Source organism: Photobacterium swingsii, from assembly GCF_024346715.1.
Classification (GTDB): domain Bacteria; phylum Pseudomonadota; class Gammaproteobacteria; order Enterobacterales; family Vibrionaceae; genus Photobacterium; species Photobacterium swingsii.
Window position 1 is genome coordinate 38,237 of record NZ_AP024852.1, and the last position, 21,620, is coordinate 59,856.

The 21,620-nt window shown below is 44.4% G+C and carries 14 protein-coding genes and 5 tRNA genes; 15 read left to right on the top strand and 4 right to left on the bottom strand.

Going from position 1 to position 21,620, the window contains the following annotated elements:
• Positions 1-73: 73 nt before the first annotated feature.
• Positions 74-2,089, top strand: a complete 2,016-nt coding sequence (gene rep, locus OCU77_RS00170) for a DNA helicase Rep (protein ID WP_107302806.1) — start codon at positions 74-76, stop codon at positions 2,087-2,089.
• A gap of 96 nt (positions 2,090-2,185) precedes the next feature.
• Here rep and OCU77_RS00175 read toward each other — a convergent pair whose 3' ends face one another.
• On the bottom strand, positions 2,186-2,593 hold the full coding sequence (locus OCU77_RS00175) for a c-type cytochrome (RefSeq protein WP_048901062.1): 408 nt from the start codon (positions 2,591-2,593) through the stop codon (positions 2,186-2,188).
• 290 nt (positions 2,594-2,883) lie between these two features.
• Here OCU77_RS00175 and OCU77_RS00180 point away from each other — a divergent pair.
• From OCU77_RS00180 to OCU77_RS00225, 10 genes are all read left to right on the top strand, one after another.
• Positions 2,884-2,960: transfer RNA gene (locus OCU77_RS00180), tRNA-Arg, on the top strand.
• Between the two features lie 41 nt (positions 2,961-3,001).
• Positions 3,002-3,077: transfer RNA gene (locus OCU77_RS00185), tRNA-His, on the top strand.
• 63 nt (positions 3,078-3,140) lie between these two features.
• A tRNA-Pro gene (locus tag OCU77_RS00190) sits at positions 3,141-3,217 on the top strand.
• Between the two features lie 9 nt (positions 3,218-3,226).
• Positions 3,227-3,302, top strand: a tRNA-His gene (locus OCU77_RS00195).
• 52 nt (positions 3,303-3,354) lie between these two features.
• Positions 3,355-3,431, top strand: a tRNA-Pro gene (locus OCU77_RS00200).
• Positions 3,432-4,511: 1,080 nt separating this feature from the next.
• The gene (locus OCU77_RS00205) at positions 4,512-6,230 is read left to right on the top strand and encodes a dipeptide ABC transporter ATP-binding protein (protein WP_107302807.1); all 1,719 of its coding nucleotides are present in this window, start codon (positions 4,512-4,514) and stop codon (positions 6,228-6,230) included.
• Between the two features lie 113 nt (positions 6,231-6,343).
• On the top strand, positions 6,344-7,903 hold the full coding sequence (locus OCU77_RS00210) for an ABC transporter substrate-binding protein (protein ID WP_048900506.1): 1,560 nt from the start codon (positions 6,344-6,346) through the stop codon (positions 7,901-7,903).
• 101 nt (positions 7,904-8,004) lie between these two features.
• On the top strand, positions 8,005-8,982 hold the full coding sequence (locus OCU77_RS00215; RefSeq protein ID WP_048900505.1) for an ABC transporter permease: 978 nt from the start codon (positions 8,005-8,007) through the stop codon (positions 8,980-8,982).
• A gap of 3 nt (positions 8,983-8,985) precedes the next feature.
• On the top strand, positions 8,986-9,927 hold the full coding sequence (locus tag OCU77_RS00220; protein WP_048900504.1) for an ABC transporter permease: 942 nt from the start codon (positions 8,986-8,988) through the stop codon (positions 9,925-9,927).
• A 189-nt stretch (positions 9,928-10,116) separates the two neighbouring features.
• The gene (locus OCU77_RS00225) at positions 10,117-11,001 is read left to right on the top strand and encodes a hypothetical protein (protein WP_107302808.1); all 885 of its coding nucleotides are present in this window, start codon (positions 10,117-10,119) and stop codon (positions 10,999-11,001) included.
• A gap of 68 nt (positions 11,002-11,069) precedes the next feature.
• Here OCU77_RS00225 and OCU77_RS00230 read toward each other — a convergent pair whose 3' ends face one another.
• The 3 genes from OCU77_RS00230 to OCU77_RS00240 form a co-directional block, all read right to left on the bottom strand.
• Positions 11,070-14,285 (bottom strand): hypothetical protein, encoded by a 3,216-nt coding sequence (locus OCU77_RS00230; protein ID WP_048900503.1) that lies wholly within the window; start codon positions 14,283-14,285, stop codon positions 11,070-11,072.
• A 344-nt stretch (positions 14,286-14,629) separates the two neighbouring features.
• Entirely contained in the window at positions 14,630-15,970 is a 1,341-nt protein-coding gene (locus OCU77_RS00235) for a hypothetical protein (protein WP_048900502.1), read from the bottom strand.
• A 282-nt stretch (positions 15,971-16,252) separates the two neighbouring features.
• Positions 16,253-17,620, bottom strand: coding sequence for a YjiH family protein (locus tag OCU77_RS00240; protein WP_048900501.1), 1,368 nt, complete (start codon positions 17,618-17,620; stop codon positions 16,253-16,255).
• A gap of 353 nt (positions 17,621-17,973) precedes the next feature.
• Here OCU77_RS00240 and OCU77_RS00245 point away from each other — a divergent pair, with 353 nt between their 5' ends.
• The 4 genes from OCU77_RS00245 to OCU77_RS00260 all read left to right on the top strand — a co-directional run bounded on the left by OCU77_RS00245 (position 17,974) and on the right by OCU77_RS00260 (position 21,486).
• The gene (locus tag OCU77_RS00245; RefSeq protein WP_048900500.1) at positions 17,974-19,134 is read left to right on the top strand and encodes a conjugal transfer protein TraF; all 1,161 of its coding nucleotides are present in this window, start codon (positions 17,974-17,976) and stop codon (positions 19,132-19,134) included.
• Between the two features lie 560 nt (positions 19,135-19,694).
• The gene (locus OCU77_RS00250) at positions 19,695-20,390 is read left to right on the top strand and encodes a hypothetical protein (RefSeq protein WP_053111895.1); all 696 of its coding nucleotides are present in this window, start codon (positions 19,695-19,697) and stop codon (positions 20,388-20,390) included.
• Between the two features lie 8 nt (positions 20,391-20,398).
• Positions 20,399-20,947, top strand: coding sequence for a hypothetical protein (locus OCU77_RS00255; RefSeq protein ID WP_048900499.1), 549 nt, complete (start codon positions 20,399-20,401; stop codon positions 20,945-20,947).
• A complete protein-coding gene (locus tag OCU77_RS00260) occupies positions 20,944-21,486 on the top strand; it encodes a hypothetical protein (protein ID WP_048900498.1) in 543 nt (180 codons plus the stop codon). The genes OCU77_RS00255 and OCU77_RS00260 overlap by 4 nt, the downstream gene beginning before the upstream one ends.
• Positions 21,487-21,620 lie beyond the last annotated feature (134 nt).

Sequence of the window (21,620 nt, forward strand, 5' to 3'; positions counted from 1 at the left end):
AGTCAAACCACAACCGTTAAAATGCAGCAACAGGTGCGAACTTGATCACGCTAGGACCATTTAGGATAGGCTCATGAAACTGAACCCACGGCAAACAGAAGCAGTTAAGTACATCGCAGGGCCATGTTTGGTTCTTGCTGGCGCAGGCTCAGGTAAAACTCGAGTAATTACCAATAAGATCGCCTACTTGGTCCAACACTGTGATTATAAGGCTCGCAATATTGCGGCGCTGACATTTACCAACAAAGCCGCGCGTGAAATGAAAGAGCGTGTTGGCCAAACCTTAGGTAAGAAAGAGGCCAAAGGGCTGATGGTCTCGACCTTTCACCGGTTAGGGTTAGACATTGTGCGCCGTGAGCATAAAGCGTTGGGGATCAAAGCCAGCTTCTCTTTATTCGATGACCAAGATCAGATGGCGTTATTGAAAGAGCTGACCGACGAAGAGCTCGACGGTGATAAAGATCTGCTTAAGCAACTGCAGTCGACTATTTCTAATTGGAAAAACGACATGCTGTCGCCTGCAGAGGCACAAGCACACGCACAATCTGAACGTGATCAGCTGTTCGCACATTGCTATGACATGTACCAGCGCCAGATGAAGGCGTACAACGCACTCGATTTTGATGACTTAATTCTAATGCCAGTGTTACTGCTGCGAGATAATAAAGAAGTGCGTGAGCGCTGGCAGAATAAGATCCGCTACTTGCTGGTGGATGAATATCAAGATACCAACACCAGTCAGTATATTTTCGTCAAGCTGCTGGTAGGTGAGCGTTCGCGTTTTACCGTGGTAGGTGATGACGATCAGTCGATCTACTCATGGCGTGGTGCGCAGCCTGAAAACTTGGTACTGCTTAATAAAGATTTCCCAAGTCTGCGCGTGATTAAGCTAGAGCAAAACTACCGCTCGACCAGCCGTATTTTGCGGACCGCGAATATATTGATTGCCAATAACCCTCATATCTTTGAGAAAGCTCTGTTTTCTGAGATCCCTGATGGTGAACTATTGAAAGTGATCACGGCGAAAAATGAAGAACATGAAGCGGAGAAAGTTGTAGGTGAGTTAATTGCCCATCGCTTCTTGAATAACACCCAATATAAAGATTATTCGATTTTGTATCGTGGTAACCATCAGTCACGCTTGTTTGAAAAAGCCCTGATGCAAAACCGAATTCCATACAAGATTTCTGGCGGTACATCTTTCTTCTCACGGGCAGAAATCAAAGACATCATGGCATATTTACGCCTGCTGACTAATCAAGATGATGACAATGCTTTCTTGCGAGTGGTGAATACACCACGTCGTGAAATTGGCCCTGTAACACTAGAAAAGCTGGGAACCTACGCCAATATGCGTGGAAAAAGTTTGTTTGCGGCTAGTTTTGAAATGGGTTTAGAACAACATCTTACGGGCCGTGGCTTAGAGTCTCTGCAGCGTTTTACACGTTGGGTGGTGGAGTTAGCTGATAACGCTGAGCGGGGTGATACCGTGGCGGCAGTGCGCCAGTTAGTGCGTGATATTCACTATGAAGACTGGTTATACGAAACTTCACCAAGCCCGAAAGCCGCAGAGATGCGTATGAAGAACGTCTCTGATCTGTACAGCTGGATCACCGCTGACCTAGAAGGTGATAACTACGACCAAGAAGTGAAAACTCTGAAAGAAGTGGTACAACGCTTAACCCTGCGTGACATGATGGAGCGTGGCGAAGACGATGATGAGGCTGATCAGGTTCAGTTAATGACGCTGCATGCCTCAAAAGGTTTGGAGTTTCCGTATGTGTACCTTGTGGGAGCGGAAGAAGGTATCTTGCCACACCAAACCAGTGTGGATGAAGACAATGTCGAAGAAGAGCGCCGCTTAGCCTATGTTGGCATCACACGAGCGCAGAAAGAGCTAACGTTTACCTTGTGCAAAGAGCGTCGTCAGTATGGTGAGCTGATTAAGCCCGAGCCAAGCCGTTTCTTATATGAGCTACCACAAGATGACTTGCAGTGGGAAAGTGATAAGCCGCCAGTCACACAGCAGGAACGTATGCAAAAAGGCCAAGCCCATATTGCGAATATTCGTGCCATGTTTAAAAAGTAGTAAGCAGCTTGTGCAAGTTGCAAAGAAAAGGGTTGATACACGGTATCAACCCTTTTTTGTTTTCGTTGTGGTGCTTATTGCGGGTGGGTAAGTCTGCTATAGCCCTTCAATCATATGATTGATTGCTGCTACGATTTCCTCATCGCTACAATCCATACACGAGCCTTTTGCTGGCATCGCATTAAAGCCATTCACGGCGTGATCGGTTAATACATCCATACCTTTCGCAAGTCGAGGGCTCCAGTCACCTGCATCACCCAGCTTAGGTGCGCTCATTACGCCTGTACCATGGCAGGCAATACAGAAAGTGCCGTAGACAGTATTGCCATCACGAGGGCCAGTAGCGGCAGCGACCACGGGGGCATCGCCTTCTAAATATACAGACCCAACGGGTTTGATGCGTTCTGCGATAGCCTCGTCCGACATGTCAGCAGCCATCGCTGAACCGGCAACGCTAAGTGCAGCAACTGCTGCAACCAATAGTTGTCGTAGAGATAATTCCATTGAGCTCACCTTACACTTCCAGTTTATTTGTGATTGTCACAGCCGTCTTGTCGTAAATTTTTATAATCGTACTGTTGAGACAAGGCAATGATTATGTACAGAATGTTTAAAATGTAACATCAAAGTGATTATATCCCCTAAATTTGTTGTGTGAAACTAGCAAGCTGCGTTTGTATGATACGAATCAACCCCGCTTTGGCTATATTTAGAGCAAACGAAAAAAAAATTAAAAAAAAGACTAGACGGGGAGGGGCCATATCCGTAATATTCGACTCCGCCGATAGGGCAAGGCGCCCGTAGCTCAGCTGGATAGAGCGTTGGCCTCCGGAGCCAAAGGTCGAAGGTTCGAATCCTTTCGGGCGCACCATCCGGTTAAAATTTGGCAAAGATACACAGTAACAAACATTGGTGGCTATAGCTCAGTTGGTAGAGTCCCGGATTGTGATTCCGGTTGTCGCGAGTTCAAGCCTCGTTAGCCACCCCATATTTTAGAAGATTGATGTTATCATCAGTGTTCACAGTCTTTAAGACTTAAAACAGATTTCGTCGGTGAATAGCGCAGCTTGGTAGCGCATCTGGTTTGGGACCAGAGGGTCGGGGGTTCGAATCCCTCTTCACCGACCACTTACAATGGTGGCTATAGCTCAGTTGGTAGAGTCCCGGATTGTGATTCCGGTTGTCGCGAGTTCAAGCCTCGTTAGCCACCCCATATTCAGGTAATGTTTACATTCCCTTGGCACTGTAAGAGCCTAAAACTTGTTCGGTGAATAGCGCAGCTTGGTAGCGCATCTGGTTTGGGACCAGAGGGTCGGGGGTTCGAATCCCTCTTCACCGACCACCATTTAAAAGCCTCGTCGAAAGACGAGGCTTTTTTCGTATGTGCGAAAGAAAATTGGGTTACTGATCTATGTGTAATAGCTAAAGCATGGGTCGGGGGTTCTCTGATGTTCAAACTCAGCTCTTCACCGGCATCATTTGAAAGCCTCGTCGAAAGACGAGGCTTTTTTCGTATGTGCGAAAGAAAATTGGGTTACTGATCTATGTGTAATAGCTAAAGCATGGGTCGGGGGTTCCCTGATGTTCAAACTCAGCTCTTCACCGGCATCATTTGAAAGCCTCGTCGAAAGACGAGGCTTTTTTCGTATGTGCGAAAGAAATTGGGTTACTGATCTATGTGTAATAGCCAAAGCATGGGTCGGGGGTTCTCTGATGTTCAAACTCAGCTCTTCACCGGCATCATTTGAAAGTCTTGTCGAAAGCCGAGGCTTTTTTCGTATGTGCTGAATAAAAAGTTGTTAGTCGAGCTGGGGGGGGAATTGTAATAAACCCAAGCAGGTGAAACCTGATACTCAAAATCGACTTTCTATCACTTCAGCTCTTGCTTTGTTTTCTTATTTTTCTCTCTTTTAACTCTTCTTTATTGAAGGTCTGTGTTTTTAGTCTCTTTAAACTCCGGCGTGAAAAGCCACAAAAATGGTAAGTGAATTTCACTAGCGCAAAGCCATAAGTCTAGATGTTGATCGGGGTTACTTACTTTGAAGTAAATGAATATACCAGATTATTGATAAACGATGGCTTGTTGTGGGTTTGTTAATTTTATCTTTGGTGTAAATGGGGTTTTATGCATGCTTGTCTGATGGGGATAAATGCCTTTATGAGTGATATCTACTGTTAAATGCTTATTTGAAGGCGCTTAGTTAGGGGGGTAAGTATGTTTCACTGTCCTTGCTTTTCTTGTTGGTGTGATTTTTTATTCGATATTATGACTATCGATCAGTTTTTTAGCTTGTTTTGTTGATTTTCTGTGAAATCTTTGACAGATTGATGGGCGTACAAATGTCCAGCCATTTGTACTGAAAATGAATGGATTCAGTTTTTCAGACAGGGCAGAAAGCTGCCGAGCAGTTGAGGTCTGGTAATGGCGTTATTAGAAGTAAAAAATCTCCGTATCGAATATCCATCTCGTCACGGTATACACGCGGCAGTAAAATCACTGTCATTTTCGATAGACCGCGGTGAAATTGTGGGCGTGGTGGGTGAGTCAGGTGCAGGTAAATCTACAGTAGGGAATGCTGTGATTGATTTGCTAAGCCCGCCAGGGCAAATTGCCAGTGGTGATGTCTTTCTTGATGGGGAGCAAATCTCGGGGCTGAGCACAGAAGCCATGCGAAAAGTCCGAGGCTCGAAAATTGGATTTATTTTCCAAGACCCGATGACATCGCTTAACCCTCTGTTCACCGTTGAGCAGCAGCTTACCGAAACAATTCTGACGAATTTAGATGTTAGTGCACAAGAGGCTTACACGCGTGCCATTAATTTGATGGAACAAGTGGGCATCCCTGAGCCAGAATTGCGTATTAAACAATATCCGCACCAGTTTTCAGGCGGCATGCGTCAGCGTGTCGTTATCGCGATCGCTTTGTCGGGTGAGCCTGATTTAATCATTGCTGATGAACCTACCACAGCATTGGATGTTTCAATTCAAGATCAAATTCTTACCCTGATCCGTGACTTATGTATTAAGAAAAACGTCGGTTGTATGTTGGTAACGCACGATATGGGTGTCGTTGCGAATGTGACGGATCGCGTCGCGGTAATGTATCGTGGTGATTTGGTTGAAATCGGTACGACAGAGCAAGTCCTTGGTCGCCCTAACCACCCTTATACGCAGAGTTTGATTTCTGCGGTACCGCGTTCAGATATCAAACTAGATCGCTTCCCACTGGTGAATTACATCGAAGAAGCGCAAGAAATGACGCAATTGGATATCAAAAATCACTGGCTAGGACAAAGTGAAGATCAGCGCAGTTACACTGGCGCGTTACTGCAAGTTGAAAACGTTAATCTGCGTTTTACGACCAAAGATTCGTTTTTTGAAAGCCGCCGTGAGTATGTTCAAGCCTCCAACAATGTCAGCTTTGAGATCACTGAAGGGGAAACCTTTGGTTTGGTGGGCGAATCAGGCTCTGGTAAATCGACCATTGCTCGCGTTATCGCCGGTCTCTACCCGCCAAACTCAGGTAAGGTGGTGTTTGAAGGGATTGATCTAACGGCCCTGAAGAGTGAAAAAGAACGTCGCCCGCTGCGCCGCCAGATGCAGATGGTATTCCAGAACCCGTATTCATCCATGAACCCGCGGATGAAGATTTTCGACATCATTGCAGAACCTATTCGTTTCCATCGCTTAACGGAAAACGAAGCGCAGACCCGCCAAATCGTCCATGACTTGCTGGATCATGTCGGCCTTGGCCGTGCAGCAAGCGTGAAGTACCCGCATGAATTTTCAGGTGGCCAGCGTCAGCGTATTTCGATTGCTCGTGCGTTAGCAACCCGTCCGCGTTTATTGATTTGTGATGAGCCCACTTCTGCCTTAGATGTGTCAGTGCAAGCACAGATTCTTAACCTACTTAAAGATCTGCAAGACGAACTCAACCTTACCATGCTGTTTATCAGCCATGATTTGCCTGTGATTCGTCAGATGTGTGATCGCATTGGGGTGATGCAAAAAGGCACCCTGTTGGAAGTCTCGCCGACCGAGCAGCTGTTTACTAACCCGCAGCACGAATACAGTCAGCACTTAATTTCGCTGATGCCTGAATTTAAAGGGATGAGCCAAGAAGGGCTGAAACTCGCATAATAATGAGCGCTGCTTGGCTGCGAGGGTTGCAAAAAAGAAGTGCTGTAACAGTAATAACAACAAGCAAACACAACAGTAGAAGGGAGTGCGCTCCCTGCATAAAGGAGTATGCAATGAAAACCATTAAGAGCAAGCTGGCAGTCGCTTTAATGGCCGCAGGCCTAAGTTTTAGTGCAGCAGCAGCTGATATCAAAGTCGCTTATGACGCCGATCCTGTGTCGCTTGATCCGCATGAGCAGCTTTCCGGTGGTACGCTGCAATTGTCCCACATGGTGTTTGATCCTCTGGTTCGTTATACCCAAGATTTCGATTTTGAGCCGCGTTTGGCTGAAAGTTGGGAACGTGTTGATGACAACACGTTCCGTTTCACCCTGCGTAAAGGGGTGAAGTTCCATTCAGGTAATACGCTAACGGCGGATGACGTGGTATGGACATTCAACCGTTTGAAAGACTCACCAGATTTTAAAGCGATTTTCGAACCATACACTGAATTGAAAAAAGTGGACGACTATACGGTTGAGTTGATCTCGAAAGGCTCTTACCCGCTAGTACTACAAACCGCGACCTACATTTTCCCAATGGACAGCAAGTTCTATTCGGGTAAAACCGAAGACGGTAAAGATAAAGCTGAGCTAGTGAAGCACGGTAACTCGTTTGCCTCGACACATGTTTCTGGCACGGGGCCTTTTATCGTTACAGCACGTGAGCAAGGCGTGAAAGTGGACTTCGAACGCTTTGATGGCTACTGGGATACCGAATCAAAAGGTAACGTTGATAAGCTCACCTTGGTGCCAATTAAAGAAGATGCGACCCGTGTGGCAGCGCTACTGTCTGGCGGTGTAGACATGATTGCCCCTGTTGCACCGAACGATCACCAACGTGTAAAAAATGCTAAAGGTATCGATCTGGTGACGCTACCGGGTACTCGTATCATCACGTTCCAAATGAACCAAAACAGTAACGAAGCTCTAAAAGATGTACGTGTGCGCCAAGCTATTGTGCATGCAATCAATAATGAAGGCATCGTGAAGAAAATTATGAAAGGCTTCGCGACAGCGGCAGGTCAACAAGGGCCATCAGGCTACTCAGGCTATGACGCTGATCTTGTACCTCGCTACGATCTGAAAAAAGCTAAAGCGCTGATGAAAGAAGCAGGTTATGAAAAAGGCTTTAAGCTAACCATGATGGCACCGAACAACCGTTATGTGAACGATGCCAAGGTGGCACAAGCTGCTGCGGCAATGCTATCGAAGATTGGTATCAAGGTAGATCTAAAAACCCTGCCAAAAGCACAATACTGGCCGGAATTTGATGTGTGTGCAGCAGACATGATGATGATCGGCTGGCACTCAGATACTGAAGATTCAGCGAACTTCTCTGAATTCCTCACCATGACGCGTGATGAGAAAACAGGTAAAGGGCAGTACAACTGTGGCCACTATTCAAATGCAGAAGTTGATAAGTTGGTGAATGAATCAAACGTTGAAACGGATCCAGCGAAACGTGATGCGATTCTGCAAAAAGTAGAAGCGACCTTGTATGAAGATGCTGCGTTCGTGCCATTGCACTGGCAAAACCTAGCATGGGGCGCAAGTGCTAACGTTCACATCAAACCGATCGTGAATGCCATGAACTTCCCTTACTTCGGTGACCTAGTGGTTGATGAAAAATAATGCCTTAGCACGTGTCTTTAAGACATAAGTAACAAAGTGTAGTACCAGTGCCGGAGCTACTTGCTTCGGCACTTTTTCAAGGATGAGAGAAGGGGCAGGGAATGTTTACGTTTCTGGTCAAGCGCCTGTTTCAGGCACTGATAGTGATGTTTGTGATCAGTCTGGTGGCATTTGCCATTCAGGATAACCTTGGCGACCCATTGCGCGAGCTGGTGGGGCAGTCTGTATCAGAAGCTGAACGTCAACAATTACGCGACGATCTAGGTCTTAACGACCCATTTGTAACTAAATACAGCCGATTTTTGGCGAATGCCGTCCAAGGCGATTTAGGTACGTCATACTTTTTTAAACGGCCAGCAGCTGAGGTGATCCTCGATAAGCTGGTCGCAACGTTAGAGCTGGTGTTTGGTGCTGCCATGATCATTATCGTGGTGTCGATACCGCTCGGGGTGTATTCCGCGATTCATCCCAATAGTGTATTTACTAAAACCGTTATGGCACTTAGTAGCGTCGGTATCTCTATTCCCGTTTTCCTTACCGCTATCATGCTGATGTATGTGTTCTCGATAGAGTTAGGTTGGCTCCCCTCCTACGGACGAGGCGAAACCTATAACTTATTAGGTTGGGAGTCTGGCTATTTCACTCTCGATGGTCTCAAGCACTTAGTCTTGCCGTGTGTAGCACTTGCCTCGATCATGTTACCGCTTTTCATTCGATTAGTGCGTTCTGAAATGTTGGAAGCATTGAGCTCTGAATACATTAAATTTGCCAAAGCCAAAGGGCTATCAAGTAATAAAATCTATTACCAGCACGCCTTAAAAAATACCATGCTGCCAGTATTAACTGTCGGTGGGGTGCAAATTGGTACCATGGTTGCGTATACCATTTTGACAGAAACCGTGTTCCAGTGGCCGGGGACAGGGCTACTTTTCCTTGATGCGATTAACCGTGTTGATACCCCATTGATCACTGCCTATGTCATCTTTGTGGGCCTGATTTTTGTGGTTACCAATACCATAGTCGATCTGCTATATGGCTTGGTGAATCCAACTGTGAACCTGACAGGTAAGGGAGAGTAAATCATGAATACGACAGCTGTTGCCGCTCCTAGCCGTTGGGAGCGATTTAAAAATTCCGATATCGTGTACTACTTCTTAAAAGACAAAGTCGCGATGTTTAGCTTTGCATTATTTTTAACCTTCGCGAGTGCTGCCATTCTGGCTCCGTGGATTTCACCAACTGACCCTTATGATCTCTCGACTATCGATATCATGGACTCCGAATTGCCGCCATCGTGGATGGAAGACGGTGATAGCCGCTTCCTGTTGGGAACGGATGATCAGGGCCGTGATATTTTCTCGACGATTCTTTATGGTTCGCGTTTATCACTGACCATTGGCTTGCTTGCGGTCGGTTTGCAGCTAATTCTTGGGGTGACGATTGGTTTGAGTGCGGGTTACTTTGGTGGCCGTATTGATAGCTTCTTGATGCGCTTTGCCGATGTCCAATTGTCGTTCTCGACCATGATGGTTGCGATCATTGTCTCTGCGATTTTCCGAACCGTATTAGGCTCTGAACTGTTTAGCCAATATGCGGTGGTGATGCTGGTGGTGATTATCGGTATTGCTGAATGGCCGCAGTATGCGCGAACCGTGCGAGCCTCGGTATTGGCAGAGAAGAAGAAAGAATACGTCGAAGCGGCGCGCGTAATGGGTTTCCGTTCACCACGCATTATGTTCCGTCATATTCTACCGAACTGTTTGTCACCGATCTTAGTGATATCAACGGTACAGGTGGCTAATGCCATTATGTCGGAAGCGGCGCTGTCGTTCCTGGGGCTTGGCCTACCGGTTGATCAGCCATCGCTTGGTTCACTGATCAGCATCGGGTTTAACTATATCTTCTCGGGTTCTTGGTGGATCACCGCCTTCCCTGGTTTAGTGCTGGTTACTTTGGTACTGGTAATTAATCTGCTGGGTGACTGGTTACGTGATGTGTTCAATCCGAAGATTTATAAAGGCTAGATATCGAGGTTCTAAGCTTAGCTGTGGCGGCTAGGTGTGAGTCTCAGTTCTCAATGTATAAAAAAGGTGGCCAAAATGGTCACCTTTTTTTCTTTGTTATCAGTTAATTATGCTGCTTATCAATTGCTTGTTAATTATAATGCTGGGTTTTGATTTTAATAACAATAATCCATAAAGGATTGCACTTGTGTGCGTAGCTCCTTGTATGGTGATAACCGAGAAAACACAGTGAAAAAGTCATTAGCAGCAGTTTTGTGTCTTTCAACGACAGCCGCGTGGGCTGTTGAACCCGTAACAGCAGCAAAACCTAAGGAGGGGTATTCGTACTTCACTCTTGGTTTGGAATCGGTCACTTACCAAGAAAAATTTAGTGATCAAGGTGAAACCTTCCAGTCAGATGCAACTGCTCTCAGCCCTGTGATCAATACAGGGAGTTTAACGCGCGTCAACGATATGTTTGATTTCTCAATCGATGCCTTGGCAACATTTTCGCCGGGTAGTGTTGATGAAGAGTGGTCAAATAGCCAAGGGATTTATCAGCGTAATAAGTTTGAATATATCAAAGCTTCTACCAATGTACTTATCCACTATAAAGTCACTCCGCAGTGGCGTGTCGTGGCTGGTCCATCGATGACCTACCAAACCTATAAACGCTATCAGAATCAGAGTGAGAACAGCATTTACTATGGTACGTGGGAAGAAAGTTCTACCGATATCTTTTTAGATGCGGGTGTTGCTTACGATAGTGGTTCGTTGCATGCGGATAGCCCATGGCACTCTTATTTCCGTGTAGTGGCTGGTGTACCTATGTGGAGCCAAACGACCAATACTGCGATTGATGGTATGACTTTTAATGACTTTGGTTTCCGTACTTCGATTGATGGTGGCATTAGCTACCGCTTGATGAAAGGTCTACACCTAGGTTGGTTTGTGATGGCGGGCTATGAGAAGCGCTTTGAAGAAGGTCCACACTTCTGGCGCTATGATGATAACGGCAGTAAGCAGATGGCCACCTTGCCAGAGGCAACAACTGTGAGCTTTAGCACTGGCCTGCAAGTACTGTGGAATATGTAACTCATTGTTGCTGAGATAGAAAAAAGGCGACCATGCGGTCGCCTTTGTTGTTTTAGCCTAATTAGGCATTATTTGTTTTGTACCATGTAGCTATAGTCGGTTGAGCCACCATTTACAGGCGTTTTCTCCCGGTGAAGAATCTCATCGTCTTTTGAATAGCGCCATTGAACGTTATACAGTGGCTCATCAATTGGACAGTTGTTCCAGTCCGTAGGCATATCAGTATCGCAGAACTTATATTCGCTATTTAGCTCAGCGATAGTACAAGTATGATCACCTTCGACTAGGCATGGCAGATCGTTGGGTATTTGAGACCACTTAAAGGTCTCTAGACCTTCTACTGAGTCATAGATAACGTTATTCACGTTATAGGTGACAGTTGCCGTTTTAACATCTTCACTATTGAACTCAGTCCAATTTGTATTCGTGAAGTTGACTTCACCAGAAAATGCTTCTTGAACGGCAGCTTTTGCTTCGCCTTCCGTCGCGAATGTTGGTGAAACAAAGATACTATTTGGTTCATCAATTACATCGACACCAGCATCGGCACTTTTCACTTCATTCGCGGAATCACGCCAAAGGGTGTAAGACTCTTTTTCACCATCGAACTCTGAAGCTACTTGCAGTAATTGGTTACCATTGATGGTGTAAGCGGTAAATACTGCTTTGCTTTCTGAGGCGTTACTCCAGTTACCAGTAAGCGGTTCGTATGTTGATTCTAGTTCTTTAATCTGATTACCATCGTGGTAGATCTTAATAAAAGAACCGCTATTTTTATTTATTTCAATCGCGTACACGGCAGCTTCGTGAGTGAGTATCGAGTATTGCGGTTCAATCGAGTAGTTACGGTCAACAAAGGTATTGAGAATAAATTCTTCGCTCACTGTGTTACCTGTTGGATCAGCCAGAACAACGACTGGTTCGCCAGGAGTGAAGTCAGCTACGCCTGAGTAATCAAAATCAATTCCACAAGCTGCACCTTTATCAGCACTGAAAGCAACGCTACCTTGAGTTTGGCTGGTTAGGCTAAACATGCCATCGGTGAACTTGCCGCTCAATAAATGGAATTGGTACGCCATGCTCGAGCCAAATCGGTAGCTAGGGTTACCGTAAGGATCTTCCGAATTATCTCGCTCGAAGCCTAGGCTTTCACAGCTGGTTTTGATGAATAGATCAGCATCGAGTTTGTCATTTTCATGATTAATTCCCGTTACCTTGCTGGCTGCATCTGCAGTGGTTAATACGCCATTAACCATGACTTCTGCCTTTGGTTGTTGCCAGTAAGCGTCAGCACTTGGTTTGCCAATGTAGAAGGTTACAGGTTCATTTTGAGTAGTACTTGCTAGAGTTGTCCCTGTTGCTGTTTTGGCGATGGTTGCTTTTGGTGATGTCGTAGAGAGGTGTACACGAGGCATCTCAACATCGGTAGACACATCTTTATTTAGGCTAAGGGTAACAGGGCTGTCACCTTCTAAAGCCAGAACAATGTTCTCACCATCGAGCGTCCAAGTACCTTGGTTGTTTTGGAAGCTATCTTCTGCAGGGCATTGACCATTCACTGCTTCAGCTAATGATACTTTGTTATCAGAGGTTAAACGGATAGCCCAGCAATCGGGTTTAGCCGTGTTTGCGTTGCCTGCTTGTTGAACCCATTCAGCATTAAAGCGGTATAGGTTTTTCTCGACAATGATCTCGCTGAGAGGATTGTTGGTTACAGGTTTCTCGGCAATTGACAGCTTAATTGTTGCTTTAGCCTGATTTTTATCATCATCTGTTGCACTTATGGTGATATCAAAATCACCTGAAACCAGCGGTGTGCCAGTAATGGTGACGTCTGGGTACTGAACGTCATATTTCAGCCCTGTCACGTTATCGCTAAAGGCATAGGTAAGTGTATCGCCATCTTCATCGGTGAAGATCTCGCTGATATCTAAGACAACATGGCCAACATCCTGACCTTCTTGCAGTGCAAGCTGAGTGAATTCATTCTGCAGTGCGGCTAGGCGCTTATCATTTACAACAGGTACAGTATTGAAGGGGTGAATTTCAAACTTAAGTAGGGTCGTCACTGTGCCGACTTTGTTATCGTCTTTATCGAGATCCGTAGCTTCAAGCTCTAGGTAATAGGTATCAGCTGGTGCACCATTCAAAGAGGTGATTTGGATAACACTGTTTGGTGCGCTTAGCTCGGCATGGATACCTTTTGCTTTTAACTCATCGATACTCTTTTGAGATAGGCTAACATCTGGTGATGTTGCTTGATCTTTATCGACAAACAAACCTGATGCTGATGCCGTCGTTGTGTATTCGAAATCTTTACCTGCCTCGATGTAGAGGCTATCCAACTCATTGTTTAGATTGTTGTAGATATCTTCATTAACACTTGCTTGATAGTTTACGACTGGTTTTTCAACTACGGTTTCGCCGCTTTCATTTTTATCAACAGGCACGACAGGTTTGAAGTCAGGGTCGTTCAGCTCGTCTGTCGTCGCATCATTTACCGCTGTAACCGCTTCAGTAACAACTTGTTCTGCTACTTCATCAAGGTCAATGCTGTCATCGGCTTGATGCTGAGTTTCTGTCAGGATCTGAGCTGTTTTGTGCAGTTTGGTTGCTAGTTGCTTCTCTGCGTCAGATGCACCTGTATCTTCTTTGGTGTTGATGTAGTCAGCATACAAGTCGATCTCTAGGTCAGTATCTTCACCTTTTAGGTCGCTAAGCATTGCCTGCACACTTGCTTCCGCCGTGGCTTGATCCGAGCCACTTTCCATTTCAGCGACAATCAAGTCTGTCAGAGGTGTCGCAATTGCGCTGCCTGCTGGGGCGCGAAATTCAACGTTTTTGCCCATGGCCTGATATGGCTGATCCATATCGACCGTGTAAATACCAGGTTCAATGGTAAAGCCGTCAGCGCTGTAGTCTTTAAATGGTTCTAGTACCTTAACTACGATTGGGGCTTTATTGATGGCTTCTTCGACACTTTTCTCAACTTCAATATCAAGCTGACCTTTTTCATTGGTCAGTATCAACTTGTTATTAATATCGGTAATAACTTCATCGGCATCACAGCGACCGTTGGCATTTTTATCAGAACAAACAAGTGCATTTTTCAAATAACCATCAATCGTTGTAATGACAACACCGCCAACAACAGGGCCTGTGATCGGTGGCTTACCAGTGTTGCCACCAGGGTTAGATCCTGAGTCGCTATCACCGCCGCCACAGCCAGAAAGAGTCAGTGCCGCCGCCAATGACGCTGCTAACGCAGAGTATTTAAATTGCATGTTTAATCCTTATTAAATGCATAGTTAAACGATATGTAACTTGTAGTTATTGTTGTTGTTATTTATATAACGCGTGCATATACAATAAGGATGAAACTGGAAGCAAGATCTCAAAGTGAAATTCGTGAGCCAGCAAGAGTTTTATTCGAAAAAAGCCACTGTAATGAGTATTGTTAATAACTTTAATACCCTGAAAGGATAGAGTTTTTTTTGTTCTGTTGTTTATGAAAGTGAAAATTTATGCCGAAATGGATGTTAGTTTTTACGTGATTAAATAGAGAAAAAAGGCCCCTAAATGTTGATAACAAATAGGAGCCATTATTAATTACACTATAAATGGCGTTTTATTTTTTCCATTCGTTGTAGAGGCTTTTAGCCATGTCTTCATGCTTGATGAAGAGGTCATACACACCCATGCGGGTCTTAGAATAGTTGTAAACTGCCATCATGTTTTTGTCTTCTAGGTACAGAGTAACACTGAAGTCAGAATCACCGTCAGGGAAGTCAATGAAGAGCTTGTCGCCATCCATTTTCCAAGGAAGTTCCATTGCTTCTTGCTGTTTGTCTGCGTAAGGTTCTGTGATTGTCACCTTATCTTTACCAAAGACCATTTTCGCAACCATTGGCTGGGCATCTTTGCTGTTTGATGGGGCATCATCGCTTAGGTAGTACCAGGTTTTACCTTCAAAGTAGCTTGCTGCTAGTGGCTGTGATTTTTTCAGATCACCTTTGGTCCATAGAATGAGATCGGAATCTTCGGTTACGGCCAGAGAAATATTCTCGGCAATATAGATGAAGGTGTCGCGCTCGGAGTTAGCACCACTGCTTACAACTAGCGTATTCCCCTCGGTCGTGTAGTTAATGGTTTCTTCTTTACCGTCTTTATCTGTCAGAGCCAGCTTTCCTTCACCCGATACTGCTACTTTGAAAATGCCTTCATCTATCGCGTAAGCTTGGTTCATACTGATGAATTGGCTGTCACCGTCTTTCAAATAAGCATCTAACGATTGAATAATTGCTACTGAAGATGCATTGCCTGAATCATCAATTTCCACTGTGATGTTATCAAGGTCTGCGCCAGCATTAACTTGCGCATCAATTTCTTTTTGAATCTTTTCAGTGGTGGCTGTGAGCTCAGCGGCCTGATTGTCTTTAACGCTTGGCGCTAACTCAGTCGTTACACTACGCGCTAATAGGTGCGCAGCTTTGGCTTTTTCGTCGTTTGCCTTCATTGCAACGTAGTCACCACTTATTACGTCTGCTGGTAGGTTAAGTTCATTGGCGACTTCATCCAGCGTTTTTTCTTGAACGACGGCAAGGGTGGTAAAAGGTGTGACGACGGTTGATCCTGCCGCAGCAATTAATTCATAGCTGCTGCCAAGTGTACCGAGTTTATCGCTATCACTTGTTTTACCAGCAACAGCGCGAGCAATAATTGGATAACCGGCTTTATCTGAAGGGATTGTGATTTCACCCTTAGCATTCGTGAGTGTTGGGAGTAACTCTCCGGTATCACACACGCTGTTTTTATTCTGATCGATACAAACTTCTGCTTGTGACAGGTAACCATCAATCACTTTAATGGTATTGCCTGTCGTGGTGCTAGTGTCGCTGTCGCCGCCACAACCTGTCAGGCTAAGAGCTAAAGTAAGAGATGCTGCAACTGCCGTATATTTGAAATGCATTTTGGTTCCTTTAATAAATGCTTAATTTTTATCTATTTATATTTGATATTGATTAATTGGTAATCATATCAATTGCATATATATTCGGAACGTTTAATGGAAACAAGATCACGTATTTTATAACGTGATCATGTTAGCAATAAATTGCGTCACTTTGACGGGTTGGTTGTAAAATGAGATTAAAAACAGTGGCTTTGATTGATGCTTGCAATTTTCGACTGAAAAGAAGAAAGCCAGCATCAATGCTGGCTTTTTTGTTCGGTGCTGATGTGAAACTCGCAACTAGAAAATGATGTGTGCCATCAATGCGATTACTGGCAGGGTAACAAGTGTACGCAAAATGAAGATAACAAACAGCTCCCATGCTTTCACTGGGATTTTACTGCCGATCAGCAGGGCGCCGATTTCAGACATGTAAATCAGCTGAGTAACCGACATCGCAGCAATGACAAAGCGGGTTAAGTCACTCTCAATACTGGCTGCCAAAATAGAAGGCAGGAACATATCAGCAAAACCTACAACAATGGTTTTCGATGCTGCAGCAGCTTCAGGAATGTGCAGTAATTCCAGTAATGGAATAAATGGCATGCCAAGGTAGTTAAATACTGGTGTGTTTTCTGCGATTACAAGAGCAACCGTACCAATTGCCATGACCACAGGCAGTACACCAAAGACCATGTCCATGGCATTTTTAAGCCCATCAATCACCACTTTACGCATACTCGTGACTTGACTTGCTTTCAGTAAGCCTTGTTCTAAACCAAAACGGATTGCCGTGCTGCCTGCAGGAATGGCTTCGTGATCGACAAGATCCGTTGAACCATCGATGTATTGGTTTTTTTTCCATGAAAGGGGCGGTAAACGCGGCACGATAACAGCTGCGGCAAAGCCGGCTAAACATACAGTGAGGTAGAACGGGGCAAACAGGTGCTCAAGGTTGACTTGGGCAATCACAACCAAACTGAAAGTAATAGATACAGCTGTGAAAGTGGTACCAATAACAGCAGCTTCACGCTCTGTGTAAATTTTATCTTCGTACTGTTTGCTGGTCATGAGTACGCCAACACTGCCATCGCCAAGCCATGATGCAATGCAGTTAACTGCAGATCGGCCTGGTAGACCAAAGATAGGGCGCATCACTTTCGCAAACAAAGCACCAAAGAACTCCAGTAAGCCAAAATTTAGTAGTAGCGGTAGTAGTAGACCAGCAAAGATAAAGACTGAGAATAGCACTGGCAGTAGATCATGTAAGACCAAGCCACCTGTAGCGCCGTCATAAATCATGGCAGGGCCGATTTCAAAGTACGTCATGACCACAAAAATAGCGCCAAGCTGCTGTACCACAAACCATGCAAGGGAAGGATTCAATAAACCACTCAAAAAACTGTTGTCTAAAATAGCGCGTGGTTTAACGATTTTTGTTGCTATGGTCGCGAGTGCGGTTGCAGAGATCGACACAGTTACCAAGGTGGTGAGCATACCTTCAAACAAGGCTTGGACCGACTTGGCAAGCACGGCGATAGGAATCGTGATGCTATCTTGGTAGTTGATGGGTGCCATAAACAAGAAAACCCCCAGTAGAGAAGGGATCAGGAACATCAGCCAGTTTGCTGTGGTGGGGCTCTTTTGATTGATTGTCTGTTCTTGCATACAACATCCGAATTTATTGTTGGTTGGAAAATTTATCTAATCAACTTAACGCATAACCATTCACTGATATATCGTAAATAGTTAGACGAATATTACATAGAATTGCGCCTCGATGGAATACTAAATCGAATTAATTGCTTTTTTATGCGTGATTATGTTGCCTCTAACGATTTCTGAGCGTAATTATTCAGTTGGATTTTAGTCGAAAAGGAGAATTAAAGAACAAGATTGCATTCAGTGTAAATAAATGCTTCCACGCTAGCGTATTGATAGATATATATTTACGTCATATTGACCGATATAATCCCCGCGCATTTGCGCTTTCAATGAATAATGATAATTAAATAGGGATTATGAATATTAATCGTAGTGGTATCTCATTAATGGTTGCGGCAGCTTTGCCGTTGGTATCTTTCTCGTCTGCAGCTTACACAGGTATGGATGCGCGTGGCGGTGCTATGGGTGGTACAGGTGTTGCGTCTGCCAGTTATTTAACAGCAGCGTTTTATAACCCCGCGATGGCTACGCATTATAAAGACAATGATGACTTTGGTCTGTTATTACCAAGCATCAATGTGAGTGCGCATGATGCGGATGACATGATGACCAAGCTGGATGATTTCCAGAAATTGAATGATCGTCTGGAATCTGATCCAAGTGTACGTGGCGAATGGGAAGATGCATTACGTGCATTGGATAACGGCCAAATTGCTGCTGAAGCGAAAGTGGGTATGGTGGTATCCATCCCAAACCGCTTTGTGAGCGCAAGCCTCTTTACTAAAGCTGATGTCGCAGCGTTTGCGGTAACTGAGGTGGCTGATAGTGACTTTACCAATCCAAATCCAAATGACCTTGATTCGATGGCGACAGGTCTAGCGGGTGGTACGGTTGATTTGGGTGTGACATTAGCTAAATCTTTTGAGTTAAGCGCTTACGGTAAGCGTTTCTCTGTAGGTGTATCACCTAAATTTCAAAAGCTGGTGGCGCTAAACATGATGGAAAGCGTGAGCACTTTTGATTTTGAGATTGATGATCCAGAGCAAAGCTCTGCATTCAACATGGACTTGGGTGTGTCTTACCAGCCAATAGATAATGTGACGATTGGTTTTTCTGCGATGAACCTTATCTCGCAAGAGCTAGAAACCAATAAGATCATTGGTGATGCAGGCGAAAGCTACAGCGCGACCTTTATGGTTGAGCCACAGTACAAGCTTGGTGCTGCGTATGCCAATGGCTGGTTCACGATTGCGGCTGATGTTGATCTAAATAAACAGCAATACTTTAAGCAATTTGATTACAGCACGCAGTTTGCAAAGCTAGGTGTTGAGTTAGACGCATGGCAGTGGGCGCAGTTACGTGCAGGTTACAGCCACAGCATGACAGATCACGCAGAGAGCTTAATGACGGCAGGTATCGGTTTCACACCGTTTGGCGCATTTGGTTTCGACCTTGCGGGTCAGTTCGGTAAAGACAATAACTACGGCGTGTCTGCCCAGTTGGTGTTTACGCTGTAAATTACTGATGTTACTTGAATAGAAAAAAGGGAAGCTATGTGCTTCCCTTTTTGTCACTTTCGAATTTGTTATCTCGAACTTTGTTGCTTCGAATAAAATGCGCGCTTAGCGCATAGTAGCGAACTACCAACACAGGTAGGTTCTGAAATAAATCTGGAAAGATTTGTGCGATAAGGCTTGCTAGCCTTTTCCAGAAAAATAGTGATTCTTGGCTATTTTTCCTAAAATTTAAGTTTTGATAGTACCAGTTTCCAGAAAAATCAGCACTAAATAAGGCCTATCTTTCAAATTGTGTAACAGCCTGTTGCACAAATCAGCCCAACACACGTTTGCCCCAAACAGACTTCCAAGCAATCACCTTATCTATTGCTTAACCTATAAAGGCACTAAACTCTTTTGAAAGAGTCAAATCACAAGAAGAGTTAATCAAGAATTGAGATAAAACGTAAAAGTTACGTTTTTTTGATGTTTGATATGCGCGGATCAGCATAGCTGTAGTATGCTTTGCTTATAACAACAGTCAAATTGGGATGGATACTTTCCTGCTAAGTGGACAAATCATGGAATTACTACACCAAACACATCAACTGCATTTTTTCTCTAACAACGGCGATATAGAACCAACGGCTCCTTTTATCAATGCTTTCAAACAAGAGCTTCAAGCATTTAACCTTGTTCCAGTCTCTGGAAACGAATTGAATCTGAATGGATCTACGGGGCAGCACAGGCAGTTTCTAATACTCATGACTCCAGATAATAAACTGAGAGTAGAGTTTCCTTCATCAGAGATTGTTGTAGTTGTTGAAGGTGGAACCATTGAAGAGTTTCGTGAGATCAGCAGTACAGTTCTTTCTGCGATTGAAAAGCTGTTTCCTATGAAGGTGGCTAACAGGCTATCCATACTTAATTCTAAATACTTTCGCAGTGATGTTGAAAGCTACAGTAACCTTTACCATGCACTGTTTACTCATAAAGATGCAGAACCGTTCGAATGGGACAATCGTATCGTTGAGAGAAAAGAGCTTCCTGAAACTAAAGAGCTGATAAACAGCATAAGCACTATCAGGCGCAGTGAAATTAGATCTCCATTCATTGATGGTGGTCGTCAGCAAGACATAGTGGCAATGGAGATAGACAGTAACACTCTTCACCAGAATACGGAGATGAGGTTCTCAATTCAGCAAGCCAAGAAAATTTTTGCCGAGCTGTATAGCAACAATGATACTTTGACAGACGCTCTGGGACGCTACTTTTAGGAGGTAAGATGGATAACGCATTGGATAGATTACCACCTAAAGTCGAGTTTATTTCAAGCGGCTCTCGTGGCTCCCTAATTCAATATTCCGACAGTTCAACATTTCAGGCTTTTCGAGCTGAAAGCGAAGAGCAAGAACGTTGTGCGAAGCAGATTATTTCTTTTGCTATGAAGGACGACTTTGTTGAAGGTGAGGTTAGCAAAACTCAGCTATATCTTGAAAAGCTGTACCTAAGAGATCCTTTCTTATTTAGGGAGAGCTTTACAAGAGCATGGGTTAAACTGTTTGGCTTAGATGATGAAGACCACATTTATACCCTTGCTTCTGTTGCCTCATGCCTACCATATGAATGGCTAGAACATCATGGGATTACGCTGATTTTAGGTTGTAGCTCTCATCCTAGTCTTTTGGTAAATGAAGCCTGCTTAAGACTAGCAGAAGCCTGGGAGCAACACGAACATGTGTCGTACTTAAAAAAGATGAGGGCATTTGATTATCCTTGGTTAGAAGAATATCGGGTAAATGTCATTGAGTACTTGGAGGGGCTGGGTAAGTGACGTATTTGCTTCGAAAAATCAATCCAAACAAATGGCAACCCAACGTAGGTAAAGAGTCAGCAAGACATAGTGCGGATGCAATCACTGGATGTACACGTACCAAGTCAAACACCCTCTCTGTATGGCATTCAGATACAAGAGATTTTGATGATGAAAGCGTACAAAACCTAATTGTTGGCCTAGCCATAACTATGCCTCAACCAGCCAAAATTGATTTATTATGGCTCGAAGAAGATAGCCTAGTGGGTAAGGGATTAAAGGTAACGCAAACTGATCCTGGTAGCGATTATGTAGCGATAAATCCACTTCATAAAGATATTGAAGAGCTAGATCACGAAGGGCTTGGAATTGTGAGTGAGCACATAGTTGAGCAGTTTGTTGAAGCGCAGAATTATAAGCAAGTGCCAAGACCAAAGTTGATAGGTATGGTTGCTCAGTGGGCATTAAAACCTGACACGTTTAATCTCAATGATTTGAATGATAGTTGGCTAGAGGCTGTGAAAAAACATCTTGAGACGCACTCTCAGTTAGCTGCATAGTGTAAAAATTAGATGTGCTAGCACAGACCTTTCAGATTCGGCACCTCGTTCAGCGGTGCCGTTCTATCTTTTAGGGCCTGAAAAGTTATTTGAAGGTGAAGGCTGTAAACATCCTTGTCCGAAAAAGCTATCTC

Excerpts from the sequence above, each read along its gene's own strand:
- OCU77_RS00205 (WP_107302807.1), top strand. The coding sequence starts at position 4,512 with ATGGCGTTATTAGAAGTAAAAAATCTCCGTATCGAATATCCATCTCGT.
- OCU77_RS00235 (WP_048900502.1), bottom strand. The coding sequence starts at position 15,970 with ATGCATTTCAAATATACGGCAGTTGCAGCATCTCTTACTTTAGCTCTT.
- OCU77_RS00220 (WP_048900504.1), top strand. The coding sequence starts at position 8,986 with ATGAATACGACAGCTGTTGCCGCTCCTAGCCGTTGGGAGCGATTTAAA.
- rep (WP_107302806.1), top strand. The coding sequence starts at position 74 with ATGAAACTGAACCCACGGCAAACAGAAGCAGTTAAGTACATCGCAGGG.
- OCU77_RS00230 (WP_048900503.1), bottom strand. The coding sequence starts at position 14,285 with ATGCAATTTAAATACTCTGCGTTAGCAGCGTCATTGGCGGCGGCACTG.
- OCU77_RS00255 (WP_048900499.1), top strand. The coding sequence starts at position 20,399 with ATGGATAACGCATTGGATAGATTACCACCTAAAGTCGAGTTTATTTCA.
- OCU77_RS00210 (WP_048900506.1), top strand. The coding sequence starts at position 6,344 with ATGAAAACCATTAAGAGCAAGCTGGCAGTCGCTTTAATGGCCGCAGGC.
- OCU77_RS00250 (WP_053111895.1), top strand. The coding sequence starts at position 19,695 with ATGGAATTACTACACCAAACACATCAACTGCATTTTTTCTCTAACAAC.
- OCU77_RS00175 (WP_048901062.1), bottom strand. The coding sequence starts at position 2,593 with ATGGAATTATCTCTACGACAACTATTGGTTGCAGCAGTTGCTGCACTT.
- OCU77_RS00215 (WP_048900505.1), top strand. The coding sequence starts at position 8,005 with ATGTTTACGTTTCTGGTCAAGCGCCTGTTTCAGGCACTGATAGTGATG.
- OCU77_RS00245 (WP_048900500.1), top strand. The coding sequence starts at position 17,974 with ATGAATATTAATCGTAGTGGTATCTCATTAATGGTTGCGGCAGCTTTG.
- OCU77_RS00240 (WP_048900501.1), bottom strand. The coding sequence starts at position 17,620 with ATGCAAGAACAGACAATCAATCAAAAGAGCCCCACCACAGCAAACTGG.